This window comes from Butyrivibrio sp. NC3005 (assembly GCF_000424545.1).
In the GTDB taxonomy this organism is placed as follows: domain Bacteria; phylum Bacillota; class Clostridia; order Lachnospirales; family Lachnospiraceae; genus Butyrivibrio.
Genome location: NZ_AUKC01000046.1, coordinates 16,108 through 31,772, shown reverse-complemented (window position 1 = coordinate 31,772; position 15,665 = coordinate 16,108). Strand labels below are relative to the sequence as shown.

16 protein-coding genes are annotated in these 15,665 nt (G+C 34.4%); 3 read left to right on the top strand and 13 right to left on the bottom strand.

The window, feature by feature from the left end; translation table 11 throughout:
• Positions 1 to 77: 77 nt before the first annotated feature.
• From G634_RS0112190 to G634_RS0112130, 13 genes are all read right to left on the bottom strand, one after another.
• Positions 78 to 1,814, bottom strand: coding sequence for a TerB N-terminal domain-containing protein (locus tag G634_RS0112190; protein WP_026505518.1), 1,737 nt, complete (start codon positions 1,812 to 1,814; stop codon positions 78 to 80).
• A gap of 35 nt (positions 1,815 to 1,849) precedes the next feature.
• Entirely contained in the window at positions 1,850 to 2,761 is a 912-nt protein-coding gene (locus tag G634_RS0112185) for a DMT family transporter (protein ID WP_026505517.1), read from the bottom strand.
• Between the two features lie 150 nt (positions 2,762 to 2,911).
• Entirely contained in the window at positions 2,912 to 3,385 is a 474-nt protein-coding gene (locus G634_RS0112180; protein WP_026505516.1) for a MarR family winged helix-turn-helix transcriptional regulator, read from the bottom strand.
• A gap of 282 nt (positions 3,386 to 3,667) precedes the next feature.
• Positions 3,668 to 4,114 carry a 3-hydroxyacyl-ACP dehydratase FabZ gene (gene fabZ / locus G634_RS0112175; protein ID WP_026505515.1) on the bottom strand — a complete coding sequence of 149 codons (447 nt, stop codon included), beginning with the start codon at positions 4,112 to 4,114 and terminating at the stop codon, positions 3,668 to 3,670.
• Between the two features lie 19 nt (positions 4,115 to 4,133).
• Positions 4,134 to 5,432 (bottom strand): beta-ketoacyl-ACP synthase II, encoded by a 1,299-nt coding sequence (fabF, locus tag G634_RS0112170; protein WP_026505514.1) that lies wholly within the window; start codon positions 5,430 to 5,432, stop codon positions 4,134 to 4,136.
• Between the two features lie 15 nt (positions 5,433 to 5,447).
• Positions 5,448 to 6,221, bottom strand: a complete 774-nt coding sequence (gene fabG, locus G634_RS0112165; RefSeq protein WP_026505513.1) for a 3-oxoacyl-[acyl-carrier-protein] reductase — start codon at positions 6,219 to 6,221, stop codon at positions 5,448 to 5,450.
• 25 nt (positions 6,222 to 6,246) lie between these two features.
• Positions 6,247 to 7,215 carry an ACP S-malonyltransferase gene (gene fabD, locus G634_RS0112160; RefSeq protein ID WP_026505512.1) on the bottom strand — a complete coding sequence of 323 codons (969 nt, stop codon included), beginning with the start codon at positions 7,213 to 7,215 and terminating at the stop codon, positions 6,247 to 6,249.
• Between the two features lie 15 nt (positions 7,216 to 7,230).
• Complete coding sequence (locus G634_RS0112155) at positions 7,231 to 8,169, bottom strand: nitronate monooxygenase (protein WP_026505511.1); 939 nt, start codon at positions 8,167 to 8,169, stop codon at positions 7,231 to 7,233.
• Positions 8,170 to 8,225: 56 nt separating this feature from the next.
• A complete protein-coding gene (locus G634_RS0112150; protein ID WP_026505510.1) occupies positions 8,226 to 9,194 on the bottom strand; it encodes a beta-ketoacyl-ACP synthase III in 969 nt (322 codons plus the stop codon).
• A 36-nt stretch (positions 9,195 to 9,230) separates the two neighbouring features.
• Entirely contained in the window at positions 9,231 to 10,073 is an 843-nt protein-coding gene (locus G634_RS19095) for an acetyl-CoA carboxylase carboxyltransferase subunit alpha (RefSeq protein WP_051233933.1), read from the bottom strand.
• Positions 10,074 to 10,088: 15 nt separating this feature from the next.
• Positions 10,089 to 10,919 carry an acetyl-CoA carboxylase, carboxyltransferase subunit beta gene (gene accD, locus G634_RS19090; protein WP_081676606.1) on the bottom strand — a complete coding sequence of 277 codons (831 nt, stop codon included), beginning with the start codon at positions 10,917 to 10,919 and terminating at the stop codon, positions 10,089 to 10,091.
• Positions 10,920 to 11,038: 119 nt separating this feature from the next.
• Complete coding sequence (gene acpP, locus G634_RS0112135; protein ID WP_026505509.1) at positions 11,039 to 11,281, bottom strand: acyl carrier protein; 243 nt, start codon at positions 11,279 to 11,281, stop codon at positions 11,039 to 11,041.
• 620 nt (positions 11,282 to 11,901) lie between these two features.
• Positions 11,902 to 12,711, bottom strand: coding sequence for a YlmH/Sll1252 family protein (locus G634_RS0112130; RefSeq protein WP_026505508.1), 810 nt, complete (start codon positions 12,709 to 12,711; stop codon positions 11,902 to 11,904).
• Positions 12,712 to 13,348: 637 nt separating this feature from the next.
• On the opposite strand from G634_RS0112130, the gene G634_RS0112125 reads away from it, so the two are divergent.
• From G634_RS0112125 to G634_RS0112115, 3 genes are all read left to right on the top strand, one after another.
• The gene (locus G634_RS0112125) at positions 13,349 to 13,588 is read left to right on the top strand and encodes a hypothetical protein (RefSeq protein WP_196805363.1); all 240 of its coding nucleotides are present in this window, start codon (positions 13,349 to 13,351) and stop codon (positions 13,586 to 13,588) included.
• Between the two features lie 232 nt (positions 13,589 to 13,820).
• Complete coding sequence (locus G634_RS0112120; protein WP_026505506.1) at positions 13,821 to 14,051, top strand: hypothetical protein; 231 nt, start codon at positions 13,821 to 13,823, stop codon at positions 14,049 to 14,051.
• A gap of 55 nt (positions 14,052 to 14,106) precedes the next feature.
• A complete protein-coding gene (locus tag G634_RS0112115; protein WP_026505505.1) occupies positions 14,107 to 15,363 on the top strand; it encodes a replication initiation protein in 1,257 nt (418 codons plus the stop codon).
• Positions 15,364 to 15,665 lie beyond the last annotated feature (302 nt).

Below are 15,665 nucleotides of genomic sequence, written 5' to 3'. Positions count from 1 at the left end.
ATTCCCCAATTATCTTTTTCTTATATCTGAATGTTTCTTACTGTTTCAAAACAGTAACTACACTTTGTCTAAAACTTTTATTCCCCAATTATCTCTTTCACATCTCCTATATAATCTTCGATTAGTATAGGATTGTCACCATCAAATTCGATTATCACATCACCTATTTCGTCATAGAAAGCCTCATTTATTTTAGAAATAACAATTGAGAGCATAAGATGATTTTCTAATGCATATTTTTTTACATCTGTTCCTTCTAACAGCAATTTTAGGATTGTTAGTCCATCATCTGAAAGGTCTAATTGATAGTTTTTAGTATTTTCATTTTGGCTAAATATTTTACCCTCACCTGGTTTTGTACTTATTTGCTCAAAATTCACATACGTTTCTGGATTTGTTTCTTTTTTTAATTTTTTGTCTAATTCTTTATTTACCTTGTTATTTATATCCTCTTCAATTGTATTTACTTGTATATGTCCATTGCCTGTATCCAATGTTTGATCACTAGAATTACTAAAATCCTCATATTCATCAACATCTACTATAAGCTTATCACGTGTATGAACTGAATCATCTCTTATTGCCTGAAGCTTAGACATATCAATCTCAATCTTAGGCATCATTGCCTTTTTCTTATCAGTAATAAATTTATCAATAGCACTATCAATAACTCCGGAAAGTGTCATGTTTTCAAATTTTGGTGCTAAAGACTTTCCGAATTTAAACTTTTTCCTCATGATTCTATCAATTTCTCTAAGAATCTCTGAACAGGTTTTAACACTTTTATTATTTATTTCAAAAGAGTACTTGTACCAGACTTCATCACTACAAAAAAATCTGCAGGTACTTGAAATCTCATACACATAATCTTTTCTTTTCAAATGATCATAAAATACTGCTTTATAAAACATCCTATAAGGATAGTTCTGTATTTCTCCAAATATTTTCTTAAAAAAAGAATCAAATCCATGTTCTTTAAAAAATAAGGATAGTTCTGTATAACAATACAAAACTCCCATAAAAACATCTTCTGTATTCTTCTTATAAAAGGCAGAAGACGTAAATTTATAATTAGATACGCTGTTTATAGCGTTAAAAAGCTTTTCTGATAATTCTTTTTTCTCTTCAAAAGATAAAAAATCAAATCTCTTTTTGTCTTCACATATCATCTTGTCAAAATCATACAAAAATCCAAGATTGCTTCCTGATGTTTTACTATCATCTATAAAGAATTCCTCGTTTTTTCCAAAAGGAATATCATAATAAATAATATAATCGACAATCCATTTAGATATATTTTCAAAAATACCAGCATTTTTACTGCATTTATTTCTAATAATCTTTAATATCTCAAGACCCTTTTCCGGATCTTTAATTCCAATGTTATTCAGTATTTCGTAAATATATACGTACAAATACGATACATTTATGCCAACAAAAGATAGTATATCTCCATCCTCATTAATACATTTTCTAATCTTTGTTCTAAAATCAAAATACCCTCGTAGCTGGTCATTTGTCATTATGTGATAAGTAGGAAAAAATCTATTAAAAACTCCCTTGAACTCAAAGTTTTCTTCATAGTCTTCCATAAACTTCCCCTGTCTATAGAAGTAGTAGCTCTCTGAATTAAGGCGCCTGTCAAAAACATTGTATATAGCTTTCATCTGCTGCAACTTTTCTGGAAGCTGTTCATTTCTCCTTCTTCCACCAAATGAAAGAGGAGAGTTAGTATAACCAGTAACAAACTTAACTTTTTCCTTATCTTCATTAGCTTTATTACTGTTTTTTTCAAAAAAACTCTCCTCTGACATAAAAATCTCCTAAATATATTTAATTACTCTAATAATTAATCTCCCTCAATCGTCGCAAGCAAAAGAATACCTGCAATTACCATGAAAAGGAAGATATATTGCTTTCTTGTAAGCTTTTCTTTGAGGAATATCCTGGACAAAATCATTGATACTACGCAAGTTGAAGATATGATAGGAGCAGCAATTGCACCATTTCCGCTCATAGCAAATACATAAGTAAACTGACCTGCAGTTTCACATACAGCTGCCAAAAGCTTATCTTTTTGAGTAGTTATCTCATAATTAACACCTCTAAACTTCATAAACACAAGGAGAATAACCGCGCATGCAAAAAATGTCAGCTCATAGGAAGTATTAGCTGCAAGTTCAATTGTATCCTCAGTAACATTCACAAGAGGACTTTTTTCTATATCAAGATAGTAAATATCCAGAAATGATCCAACGGCATCAATACAAGCATAGCAGAAAGGCATTGCAAAGGCTATTATTGCCATCTTTTTACCGATTTTCTTTTTTCTGTCTGTTGAACCTGTATTATCAAGAAATCCAACTCCCAGAATTCCTATTACAATTATTATTATAGCAACTACTGAAAAAGGAGCAATTTTCTTTCCGAGAATAACAACGGCAAGAAGTGCACAAATAGCTCCTGAAGTATTCTCTATAGGATCTGAGATAGACTCTTCAATAAATCTCATTCCAAAGAACGAGAATGCCATTGATACAATATAGCAAAGCGAAACCGGAAAATAATGAATCAGATTTGAAAAATCATATCCAATATTTTGGATAAATATCGTGTAGGCAGCATGTATTCCCATGATAAAACCTACTGCTACACAAATTTTTAGATGAGCATATTTCTCATCTGGACGAGCTCCCTTTTTATAAAAAAGTTCAGCAAGTCCCCAACAGCAAGTTGTTGCCAAAGTAAAAAATAACCACATATAAACCTCCATTTTATTTTTATACTATGTGATATATAGACCTTTTATAAAAAATAAGATCTTTTTTACATTATATCAAAAAATAAAAATAATAAAAAAACACCTTGCTACTGACTAAAGCAACAAGGTGTCAATATGTCCAGCAAAAAATCACTTTTTAGGCTGTTTTTTGAATCTTTCAAGATTAAGTTCAGGCATAAGTTCTTTATTGATTATCTCAAGCATATCCTGAAGTTTCTTATACTCTTCCTCAGAGAAACGCTCCTTGCATCGCTCATCAATTACCTTAAGGTAATCGTGATTTACTGCATTATATGCAAGATATTTCTTTGTAGGACGGAGATGATATTCTCTCTGATCAATTTTTGACTGAATCTTCTCTACATAACCTTTCTGCAATAAGCTGTTTACACGGTATGCTGCATTAGGTGCAGAAATATTCATCATACGTGCAAACTCGGCAATAGTAGGATTATCCAGTGCCATAATGCATTCCATGCTAAAAGTTTCTACTGTTGTAAGAGTTGCCTCACGGCTCTCAAAATTTGAGAAAACCTGCATGTAAAAATGAATTCGAAATTTGTTATAAATTTCAGATAATGATTTGCTGAAATTCGCTGCCACGCTTTCCTCCTTTGGCTCGAACGAAAAGTTCGTCCATTCCGTTGTATCATTATATATTTTACTATTACCCTGAAATTATCCAAAATAATAGTAATATTGCATGATTGATATGGATAGTATACAACAAATAAGAGATTTTTTGAACATTTAAAGCTTTAAATCTAAATTTTTCCAAAAAAACTAAAAATGTTGCACAACGTCCTATAGTCCGCAGAATAGCGAAACAATAACGAAACTTCTATAAAAAAGTTTATTTTTCATAAAAAATAAATTGTGGATTTTTCATACAGCAAACATAAGTTCAGCTCTTACAGCAAGTTTTCCATCAACTGTGGCTTTAGCATCTGCATAGCCTATTCCTTTTTCCATTCTTATTAGTTCACAACTTAATGTAACTACATCTCCCGGAACAACCTGTTTTTTAAATCTTGCTTTATTTACACCACCAAAAAGTGCAATTTTACCCTTATTTTCAGGAAGTGACAATAAAGCTACAGCTCCTGTCTGGGCAAGTGCCTCTAATAATAAAACTCCAGGCATTATAGGTCTTCCTGGAAAATGTCCCTGAAAAAATGGTTCGTTTATTGAAACACATTTTTTTCCGATAGCCCATGCACCAGGTTCATAATCTTCAATTACATCAACAAGTGCAAAAGGGTAGCGGTGAGGAAGTATTTCAGCAATTTCAGATGCATTTAAATGTCTTTTTTGTTCTCTTTCCTCTATCATCCGTAATACCTCTCAATAATTAGTCTTTGTACTTTCTAAATGCAAGACATGCATTATGTCCTCCAAATCCCAGCGAATTGCTAAGTACAACTTCAAGATCTTTGTTTCTTCCTTCGTTTGGAACTATATCAAGATCACATTCAGGGTCTTTTTTCTCATATCCGATAGTTGCTGGAATAAAGCCTTCTTCAAGTGCCTTCACACAAAATACAGCTTCAACTCCGCCAGCACCTCCAAGAAGATGTCCTGTCATTGATTTTGTGCTAGATACAGGAATCTTATAGGCATAATCTCCGAATACCTTCTTTATGGCTTTTGTTTCTCCTGCATCATTAAGATGAGTAGAAGTACCATGGGCATTGATATAACTAACTTCTTCTTTAGATGCTCCTGCATCTTTTAATGCAAGTTCGATGCATTTTTTAGCACCATTTCCTTCCGGATCCGGAGCAGTAATATGATAAGCATCGCAGTTTGCTCCATAACCCACAATTTCTGCGTAGATTTTTGCACCGCGTTTTTTTGCATGTTCTAATTCTTCAAGTACCAGCATTCCTGAACCTTCACCCATTACAAATCCTGAACGTTCCAGATCAAACGGGATACTTGCTCTTTTTGGATCTTCGGAAAAGCTAAGGGCTGTCATGGATGAAAAACCACCTATAGAAAGAGGTGTAATAGAACCTTCACTTCCTCCGCAAAGGCATACATCTTCATATCCATCCCTGATTCTGTGGAAAGCATCACCAATTGCATTACTTCCACCAGCACATGCTGTAACAGGACAAGTACATATTCCTTTTAGTCCATGAGAAATAGCAATTCTACCTGCTGCCATATTTGTAATAGACATAGGAATAAAGAAAGGGCTTACTCTTTCAAATCCCTTTTCTTTTCCTCTGTCATGTTCCTGCTCGATAATACCAATTCCGCCTATACCACTTGAAACAATTACGCCAAACTTATCAGCTAAATTTTCATCATCTATTCTAATTTCATAAGGCATCGCCTCTTTGCCATCTTCCTTTGTCTGAGAAGAGGGGAGTAGACCGCTATCCCAAATAGCTTCTTCTGCAGCATACAGCGCATACTGCGTAAATGGTGCCATACGGCGAGCTTCACGTTTATTTAATCTTTTATCAACTTCAAAGTTTTTGATTTCACCTGCAAGTTTTACTTTAAAATCCGTTGTATCAAACTTTGTAATTGGACCTATACCGCACACACCTTTCTTAATAGCACTCCAGCTTTCTTCTACGCTGTTTCCTGTAGGGTTAACAGTTCCAAGTCCAGTTACAACAACTCTTCTTTTTTCCATAAAAAAATACCTCTTTTAACATCCCATTCCGCCATCAACACCAAGAACCTGACCTGTTATATATGAGCTTTCTTCACTGGCAAGAAAAGCTACTGCATTAGCAATATCACTTCCTTCACCTGCCCTTTTCATTGGAATAGTTGACATAAGCCCCTTTTTGGCATCTTCTGTCATTACTTTAGTCATATCTGTATTGATAAATCCTGGTGCAACTGCATTACATGTAATTCCTTTTGCACCAAGCTCTTTTGCAATAGATTTTGTAAGTCCTATAAGTCCAGCTTTACTTGCTGCGTAATTAGCCTGACCTGCATTTCCATGAAGTCCTACAACACTTGAAATGTTAATGATTCTTCCAAAACGCTGCTTCATCATAGTACGTGCCACAAGCTGGCAACACAAAAATGCTCCTTTAAGGTTGGTATCAATTACTTTATCAAAATGCTCCTCATCCATTCTAAGAAGAAGATTATCCATTGTTCTTCCTGCATTATTTACAAGAATATCTATTCTTCCAAACTTATCAAGTGAAGCATTTATAAGCTCTGAGGCACCTTCCTGTGTTGAAATATCAGCCTGACAGGTTAAAGTTTCAATTTCAAAACCATTTTTTCTTGCTTCTTCAATACAAAGATTACTGGTTTCTAAAGCTTTTTCACTATTTCCGGCATATCCTATTACAACATTAATACCGCTTTTAGCAAGCTTTATAGCAATAGCACGTCCAATTCCTCTGCTTGCACCTGTTATAACAGCAGTTCTTAAAACTTTTTCATTGTTTTCTTCCATAATTGCCATCACTCCATTTCGAACTTTATGAAATTTTTTCTTCCTGTAATGATTTTTTTTCATTCAAAAAGTTTTCAATTTCTTCCGCAGTTTCAAGACTTACAATAGTAAAATCATCAATATTCATGGCTTTTGCCGTTCTCTTAACAAAACCAGAGAGAGCATGACCTGGACCTACTTCAATAAATTCTCTTACACCAAGATCGAATAGTTTTCTTATAATAGATTCCATTCTTACAGGATTTTGTACCTGATCTACCAGAAGATCTTCGATTGAAAATCCGCTCTTATTCTCATCTCCAAGGAAATCGTAGAGTACCTTTGTTTGAGGTTTCTTGAAATTTATCTCTTTAAATTTCTTCTTAAGTGCATTTCCGGCTGGTTCCATGAAACTTGTATGAAACGGACCACTCACCGCAAGTGGAAGAACTCTCTTTGCTCCGCATTCTCTTGCAAGTTCGCCTGCTCTATCAACAGCCTTCTTCTGACCACCTATTACAAGCTGTCCAGGGCAGTTTAAATTACATATCATAACTTTTTGCTTTGTCTCAAGACTTGCTTTGTTGCAACATTCACTAAGTTTTTCTTCATCAAGATTTAGAACTGCACTCATCCCACACTCTATACCGCAGGATGCCTTGGCCATTTCTTTTCCTCTGAAAGCTGCAAGTTCAATGGCTTCTTTTGCTGTAAGAACACTTGCAGACTCAAGTGCTGAATACTCACCAAGTGAAAGACCTGCAACATAGTCAGGTTCAATGTGATTTTCACGAAGAATAGCAGTGACGCCTGCTGCAAATGCTACCATGCAAGGCTGTGTATATTCTGTTTTAATAAGCTTATTTTCAGGATCTTCAAAAGCCATCTCATGAATATCAAAATCAAGCTTTGCACTATCAAATACACTTGCAAATGCTGGGAACTTTTCATATAAATCTTTTCCCATTCCTGCATGCTGAGCACCCTGTCCTGCATATAAAAAAGCTGTTAACATATATAAACCTCCTGTTTATGCGGTAATTTTAGAATCATTTTCTTTAGAAAAATCAATTCCTTTGCAAAGAGATGCAAAGATTTCTTCGCAAGGTCTAAGCTCTTTGACCTGACCACAGGTCTGACCAGCCATAAGTGAACCAGTCTTTGTATCACCATCAAAAACGGCTCTTCTAAGAGAACCAAGTGTATATTTTTCAAGTTCTTCGAGTGTTGCACCTTCTTTTTCTCTTGCAACATATTCTCTTGCCATTTGGTTTTTCAAAACACGTACTGGAGTGCCTCCAATTCGTCCTGTAACGATTGTATCGCTTCCTTTTGAACGAATTATTGCTTTTTTATAATTTTCGTGTATAGGGCATTCTAGAGAGCCTAGAAGACATGTTCCAACCTGAACACCAATAGCTCCGAGTTCAAGAACAGCTCGCATCTGTCTGTTATCTGCAATTCCACCAGCTGCAATAACAGGAACATTTACAGCATCACAAACCTGAGGAAGAAGAGTCATTGTAGTCATTTCTCCAATATGTCCTCCGGATTCGCATCCTTCCGCAATAATAGCATCTGCTCCACAGTCTTCAAGATGTTTTGCAAGGATAGGAGCTGCAACAACAGGCATAACAAATATTCCTGCTTTTTTGAAACTATCCATATATTTTCCAGGATTTCCTGCTCCTGTTGTAATGAAAGGAATCTTTTCTTCACAGACGATTCTTGCAAAATCATCTGCTGCCGGATGCATTAACATAATATTTACGCCAAATGGCTTATCTGTAAGCTTTCTGCACTTTTTTATCTCCTCTCTTAAAATGTCTGGTGTCATGCCACCACAAGCTATAATTCCAAGTCCTCCTGCATTTGAACAGGCAGCAGCAAATTCTCCTGTCGCAATATTCGCCATAGCACCCTGTATGATGGGATATTTTGTTCCCAAAATCTCATTTAGATATTTCATATTGTCTCCTTAGTTCTTTTATACAAAAAGAAATCATTTGGCACCGGTAAGCGTTTTTAAGGTCTTTTTGCATTAAAAGAAATAATGCATCCGCCCCATGTAAGACCACTTCCAAAACCGATAAGCATAAGTTTACAATTCTCATCTAATCTACCCATTCTCCATAATTCTTCAATTGCAAGAGGGATAGAACCAGCAGAAGTATTTCCAAAATGATCCATATTTTTGTAGAATTTATCCGGATTTGCTTTTAATTTTTTAACACAGTGATCGATAATCCTAGAATTTGCCTGATGACAAATAACCTGACTTATATCATCTATGGAATAGTTTTTTCCATCTTCTTTTTCAAAAGAAAAAAGTTTTTTCATACAATATGGGAGAGCAGTAACCGCAAATTTAAAAACAGCTCCACCATCCATTTTTATGGTTTGGTCTTTTGTTCCAGCTCCTCCACAAAGAATTTCTTCTCCGCCTTTTGCACCTAAGACACTTTTAAATACTGCATTTTCTGATTGTTCTACGATGACACTTCCTCCGCCATCTCCAAAAAGTACACAAGTACTTCGATCCTCCATATTTAAAAGGCGTGAGAGTTGTTCCATACCAACTACAAGACCATATTTTTCGCCATTTGCTTCTAATAACCCCTGACAAACGCTAAGTGCATATATAAATCCGCTGCATGCTGCATTAACATCAAGAACAGGAATATCTTCTCTTAATGCCAGCGCTCTTTGTACCATACATGCAACACTTGGAGTCGCATAATCTCCCGAAATAGTAGCTACTATCACACAACCTATTTTCTCTTTTTCCAATCCGGATCGCTCAAGGGCTGCTTTCGATGATTCAATCGCCATCGATACACAGCTTTCTCCATCCCCACAAAAAAATCTCGAATGAATTCCGGTCCTGCTGCTTATCCATTCATCACTTGTTTCAACGATTTTTGATAAATCATCATTAGTAACAACTTTTGAAGGATGAGCAGCACCAACCGATATAATTTGCAAGCCTTTCATGCATACCTCGATTTTTCTTTTTTATTTGATATTAGATTAAGCCTTTTTTCTTTTTCCAAAGAAAATACTCTTTGGTTCGTTAACCATACCTATATTTCTAAACTTGTTGTGACGATCTTCCACAATTTCAGAAGGACTCATTGATGAGTAATCTTTAAGAAGTCTCTCAATTTCAGCATCGAGAAGATTATAAACTTCTTGTGGATTTTTCTGCATGCCTCCTTCTGGTTCGTCGATGATAACATCACAGACACCAGCTTCTTTCAAATCCATTGCAGTCATCTTCATAACGTCACAAGCTTCATCAGCTCTACTTGAATCTTTCCAAAGAATAGAAGCAAATCCTTCTGGGGAAAGAACTGAATAAACTGCGTTTTCAAGCATTATTATTCTGTTGGCTACACTTATTGCAAGTGCTCCGCCGCTATTACCTTCGCCTGTTACAATAGTTATAATAGGCACTGAGAAATGGCTCATAGCCGCAAGATTTCTGGCAATAGCCTCGCCCTGACCATGTTCTTCTGCCTCTTGTCCAGGATAAGCACCTGGAGTGTCCACAAATGTAATGATAGGTCTATGGAATTTATCTGCCTGTTCCATAATTCTAAGTGCTTTGCGATAGCCTTCCGGACAAGGCATACCAAAATTGTCCTCAAGATTCTGGGCAATTGAATGTCCTTTATGATGTCCAAGGACTGTTACAGGAATACCATGAAATCTGGCAATTCCTCCATAAATACTACGATCTTCATCATATAAATGATCGCCTTTTTGTTCAAAAAAATCCGAAAAAAGATTAGCTATAAAATCCTCAATATGAGGTCTGTTCATCTCACGTTCAATAGCTACACGATTAGCTGGTGTTAAAGATTTATTCATTATCATCCCTCCTCTTTAAGAAAGAGCTCCCTGTATAATAGAAAGACCTCTTTTCTCCTTTTCTTGACAATGGAGCTTTAACAGATCAATGAGTGTGTCTCGCATCTCATCTCTTGGTACGATTTTATCTACGAAACCATGTGATTCAAGATATTCTGCTCTTTGAAAACCTTTAGGAAGTTTTTTTCCAATTGTCTGCTCTATAACTCTTGGGCCTGCAAATCCAATCATGGCATTTGGCTCTGCAAGTGTTATATCTCCAAGAGAAGCAAATGAAGCAGTAACACCGCCTGTAGTCGGGTGTGTAAGATAACTGATAAACAGCCCACCCTGACGTGAAAATTCCTCAATTGCATCAGAAGTTTTTGCCATTTGCATAAGGGAATAAATACCTTCCTGCATTCTGGCACCGCCGCTTGCGGAAAAAATAATCAAAGGATATTTTTTCTTAGTTGCAAATTCAATTGCTCTTGTAACTTTTTCACCGACAACACTTGACATTGACCCCATAAAGAAATGACTGTCCAATACAGCAACAACCGCATTCATTCCGCCAATCTTACCATATGCAGTTACGCTTGCCTCTTTAAGACCGGTCTTTTTCTGCTGTCTTTCAACTTTGTCCGTATATCCTTCAAATTCAATAGGATCAGCTGGAGACATATTCGAATCTAATTCATGAATAGTTCCAATATCAAAAACTGCCTTCATACGGGATGCTGCTCCCATAGGCAGATAGTGTCCACACACTGGGCATACATATAAAGTTTTCTGCCACCGTGTAATCAGCTGTCTGCGTTTACAGGAAGGACAGCTGATGAATAATTTATCCTGTAATGAACTCATTTTTTGATTCCTCCAAAAAATTTTGGGGCGAAATAGATTATTTTTGATACTAAATCCGCCTTAAAAACATCCAAGACAGAAGTAAAAACTAAACTATCATTCGCCCCAAGTAATTAGTCTTATGCCTTAGCAGCTTCTTTGTGAGCCTTAAGATATTCAACAACCTTACCAACTGTCTCAAGCTTTGCAATTTCTTCATCAGGAATTTTTGTTCCGATAGCATCTTCTAAAGCCATGTGAAGTTCTACAAGATCAAGAGAATCAGCTTCAAGATCTTCTGTAAGAGAAGCCTCTGCGGTAACCTTATCTGCATCGCATCCAAGTGTGTCAACAATAATGTTCTTAACTTCTTCGAAATTCATTTTTAGTTTCCTCCTACAATTTGAATTATTTGCTTTATTTCGTTTAACGCACAAATTTAAATCATGCATATTACCGCGCAAATTACGCGATGTAGTTTTGAAAACTACCAAATGTCGTTTTGTATGTTAAACATTTTGAACTAAACAATCTATTTCAAATACTAGAGATAGTTTCCAAAAAAGTCAATAGGAACTATAAAATTTTTTAAAGTTTCCAGTTAAAAAATTTAAACCTACATTAATAATAAAAATAAAAATTTTTATGGATTTTTTGAATAAAGGAATTGTAAACCTTATCTTTAGATGTTCCTGATAGGAAATTATTGCCTGCTATAACCTTTAGTTTGGATTTTAGAAGAGTATCACCAGAAAAGTATTCCTGATTCCTATATGGTTTACATTTATTAAAACAGATTTACTCAAGGTTAGTTGCAATAGTTTTTCAAAATTATCGTTAAAAAGAAGATATCGAAAAAGCGTTAATTATTAAAAATCCGATTCAGAAAATAAATAACGTTTTTTCGATATCTTAGTATTTGAAATGCTATCATGTTTTCGGAACCTAGTCCGTGATATACGGACATTTATATTTTAATTATGTCTTCTCATGGCGGACATTTTTATTGGTATATCTGAACACTTATGATAATCCTGCCTTTTCTAGTTTGTCCCTGGCTTTTTACAAACTTAAACTTTCCGTATCCTCTTACAGAAACCCGGCTCATTTCTTTTAATGTATACCCGCCACTAAAAGCTGCCTTTCCCTCAACAAATACCAGTTCTTTAGATATTAATTCTTTGACTTCGTTTCTTGAAAGATGATAAACAAATGCTATTACTGCATCTAGTCTTGTACTAGCAACAGATCCTTCAACTTCTTTGAAATTAACACTAAAATTACATTTGTTATTTGGAACTAAATCGCATTTTACCGAAGTATGTTTTATTCTAATGAGCTCTGAAACTATTGTTTGTGCCATACTCTTCATAACAAAAATATATGCTTTATGATCACTAGAGTTTACAATTATATCACCAATAATATCTCGCTCTATTCCCATATTCATCAACGCTCCGAGATAATCTCTGTGAGTAAGTGTATCCGCAAATTTGTCATTAATTGCACTTACTTCAATACAGGAAATAATCTCTCCAGAGTATTCACTACTTTCCATGAATGTTTCTTCATTAATATAACAAGGGAGGAAGAATAAAATATTTCGTTCTGTATTTTCGCATCCTCCATAAATACAATAATTTACACCATTGAAACTCTTAACTTCGGTGTTTCCGCCACCAAGTCTTATTGCTTCTAAAGCATCTGACATTTCAGATAATCCCAAAAAGTTAGTATGAGTAATATATTCATTATTGTAAGTTCTAAGTGACAGATCCTTAATATGTCCTTTAATTACGTCTTTATTATCCATAAAACCTCCATTACTATTTAATATAGAAGAAACACAATCAAAAATAATGATTTAACAAGCTGTAAACCCGCATAAAATAAGGGTTTATTTCAAAAAATCATTACCTGCTAGTAGAATTAAAAAAATAATAAAAAAAGTGGTTTTTTCTATAAAGTTTTAGCTAAAAACAACCGATAAATATTTTGAATCTTGTCCGCATAAGGCGAACAGCTTTCGAAAAATATTCTGCATAATCTTTGCTAATAGATTAATCGAAATTTTGTATCTATAAATTTGGCAGCAGATGTTAATTTCTAAACGCCAGGTGATCAATTAATCTAAATTCCAATGTTATAAGTTTTTTAACAACAAAAAATTTTAGGAATATTAATATTATGCTTTATTGGTATTTAAAAGCAAATTGATATTAATTTTTTTTCCTAAAAGTATATTTGTTGTTGTTAGATAAAAAAGATTATTTTAGGTTAAACAATTTTTTTTCTGTAGAATTTAGGGTTAAAGTGTGTTGATTTTTTTAGAGATAAAAACAACATTTCATTCTTTTTATTAGAGGTCGTACAAACCGCGTAAAATGGGCTTTTTTCGTTTTAGTTATGGTGTAAAATGGAACAAAAATAAGTCTAAATTGGAAAATGATATGTTGTTTTTCGGATTACGACCTGTTGTAAATTGGAATGCTGCAGATACTGTAAGTTATGGTGCTATTTGGAAAAAGCCTTGCTTAATGATGGAAGAAGGTGCTTTTAAGCTTGGAATCCAGATTTCGCCAGCTCTTTTGAACTATATAAAAGTGTTTCAAGAGTGCATATACAGGGCGTTTTTTTATAAAATTGCGTTAAAGTTATGGTTGAAAATGGAATATTATTATGAAACTTAGTGTGTGATTTGGAATTACATATAAGAAGAAATGTTTTATTTTGGAATTATTTCTTATAAGAAAAGGTGTGATTTGGAATTAATACATATAAGAAATGGTACATTTTGGAACGAAAATAGGTAAGAAACGTTGTAAATTGGAATCGATTGTATGATTATGGATAAATACTCAAGGAAAAGTGCGCGAAAAATAAAGGTTTCAGGATAGATGTGGTTAATTTTGGAATGTAAATTTGGATTTTGTGGTGCAATTTGGAATGGCATTTTTGAGGGAAAAAATATTTCATGGTATGATTTGGAAGTTTATAAGTTATAAAATGGAATTTTATATGTTTGAAAATGGAATGAATTTTTTAAAAAGAACCGAGCAAAAAAAAATTTTTTGGTCAAGTTATGCTGATTTTTGGAATGAAAAAAAGCTAGATTTGCTGATTTTTGGAATGTTTTTACAAAGACATGCTTAAATTTGGAATTACTGTTGTCTTAAAATGGAATTTATAAAACTACGAGAATTTTGGAATGGTCTTGCACAAATTATTTGATGCACATATAATAGTCAATGCAAAGTACGACAAAATTGGAATGAAATGTGGGGTTAATAAGAGAAAATTGGAACAAGAGAAGAACACTGAAAGCGCTAACATGCTGAAAAATGTGACTTATAAGAAGTCCAATACTCTGATTACTGCTAAGGGTAAATCCACATTGTTAGGGCAGAAGCTTTTTGCAATCGGAATTCTTATGGCGAAAGAATTAGATGACGGAAGTTTAGAGGCAGTTATTCCTGGAACTTTTTTAAGAAAAGCTCTTGGAAGATCAAATGGTTCTTTCTATGATCAGATTGTAGCCCTTGTGGAACCACAGAAGAACAAAGCTTCCCTTTTGGATTGGAGAATCATTTACAAGGATCGTGATGAGCAAAAGATCGAAGCATCCAATGTAATAACTGATGTAACCTTTCACGATGGAAGACTTACTCTTCGTTACAATAGCAAAATCAAGAAGTATATTACTGGTTTAAAGAGCAACTATACTGTGCTTAATTTAACTGAGTCCTTGACTTTTACAAGTATTTACACATATCGTTTGTATGAAGTACTAAAGTCAGAGATGGATTATCAGCGTGCGGTCAATCATAGTGAAGGTCCGTATGAGGTAACTTATGGTCTTACTGACCTTAAACTTATGCTGGGAATTATTGATCCGCAGGAAAATGCAGATATAGCTAAAGCTCTTAAAAAAGAATCACCTGATTACGACAAGATTGAGAAGAAAGCCGAGGAATCAGGTCTAAATAAGATGTCAAATTATACGGATTTTAGACGTTATGCTTTAGAGCGTGGAAGAAAGGAACTTAACAAAAAGTCCAGTATTCATGTTGAATACGAGCCTGTTCGTATGGGACGAGGAGGAAAAGTTGTTAGTGTTCGTTTTACTCTTACACGTGTTGGAAGAGATAAACCAAAGGAACCCGTAGCTGAACCAAAGAAAGATATTTTCGAATTAGTTGATGAAGTTCAGCAGTTGTTTACAGAAAAAATTACTGCAAGTGAAGCAAAAGCTATTCTTGAAGCGGCGGAAATGGATATGAAGAGTGTTCGTTATGCTTATAATTTATCCAGAAAATCCGGACATATCGAAAATATTGTCGGTTGGATGATAAGTGCTATAAAGAATGGATATACTGATAGTGCTGAAGGCAGCATTAATGATGCAGGCTTTGAGCAAAATAGTTATGATTTTGAAGATCTCGAGAGAGAACTTAATGCTAATTAATTGTTTTTCATAAGTTTATTTGTCCAAGTTAGAGAGTAATGTTTTCATTACTTTCTTTGGAGAGCCGATAGAGGGATCGGTTTTATAAAAAGTAGTGCTTTTTTGGAAGGACAAGGGAGGAAATAAGAAACAAAGATAAAAAATCTATCTTTGTTTCAAAGATTTCGGTTTTACATGTAAATGGAACTTATGGTGTAACCCGGAATCTATGTTACTGAATGCATCTTTTTTGACAGGTGCACTCAGTAACATAAAAGCACTTTTTGTTTAAAAATCTGGCTTTTCCATGATTTTGATGAATT

Excerpts from the sequence above, each read along its gene's own strand:
- G634_RS0112190 (WP_026505518.1), bottom strand. The coding sequence starts at position 1,814 with ATGTCAGAGGAGAGTTTTTTTGAAAAAAACAGTAATAAAGCTAATGAA.
- G634_RS0112185 (WP_026505517.1), bottom strand. The coding sequence starts at position 2,761 with ATGTGGTTATTTTTTACTTTGGCAACAACTTGCTGTTGGGGACTTGCT.
- fabZ (WP_026505515.1), bottom strand. The coding sequence starts at position 4,114 with ATGATAGAGGAAAGAGAACAAAAAAGACATTTAAATGCATCTGAAATT.
- fabF (WP_026505514.1), bottom strand. The coding sequence starts at position 5,432 with ATGGAAAAAAGAAGAGTTGTTGTAACTGGACTTGGAACTGTTAACCCT.
- fabG (WP_026505513.1), bottom strand. The coding sequence starts at position 6,221 with ATGGAAGAAAACAATGAAAAAGTTTTAAGAACTGCTGTTATAACAGGT.
- fabD (WP_026505512.1), bottom strand. The coding sequence starts at position 7,215 with ATGTTAACAGCTTTTTTATATGCAGGACAGGGTGCTCAGCATGCAGGA.
- G634_RS0112155 (WP_026505511.1), bottom strand. The coding sequence starts at position 8,169 with ATGAAATATCTAAATGAGATTTTGGGAACAAAATATCCCATCATACAG.
- G634_RS0112150 (WP_026505510.1), bottom strand. The coding sequence starts at position 9,194 with ATGAAAGGCTTGCAAATTATATCGGTTGGTGCTGCTCATCCTTCAAAA.
- G634_RS19095 (WP_051233933.1), bottom strand. The coding sequence starts at position 10,073 with ATGAATAAATCTTTAACACCAGCTAATCGTGTAGCTATTGAACGTGAG.
- accD (WP_081676606.1), bottom strand. The coding sequence starts at position 10,919 with ATGAGTTCATTACAGGATAAATTATTCATCAGCTGTCCTTCCTGTAAA.
- acpP (WP_026505509.1), bottom strand. The coding sequence starts at position 11,281 with ATGAATTTCGAAGAAGTTAAGAACATTATTGTTGACACACTTGGATGC.
- G634_RS0112130 (WP_026505508.1), bottom strand. The coding sequence starts at position 12,711 with ATGGATAATAAAGACGTAATTAAAGGACATATTAAGGATCTGTCACTT.
- G634_RS0112125 (WP_196805363.1), top strand. The coding sequence starts at position 13,349 with ATGTTGTTTTTCGGATTACGACCTGTTGTAAATTGGAATGCTGCAGAT.
- G634_RS0112115 (WP_026505505.1), top strand. The coding sequence starts at position 14,107 with ATGGTCTTGCACAAATTATTTGATGCACATATAATAGTCAATGCAAAG.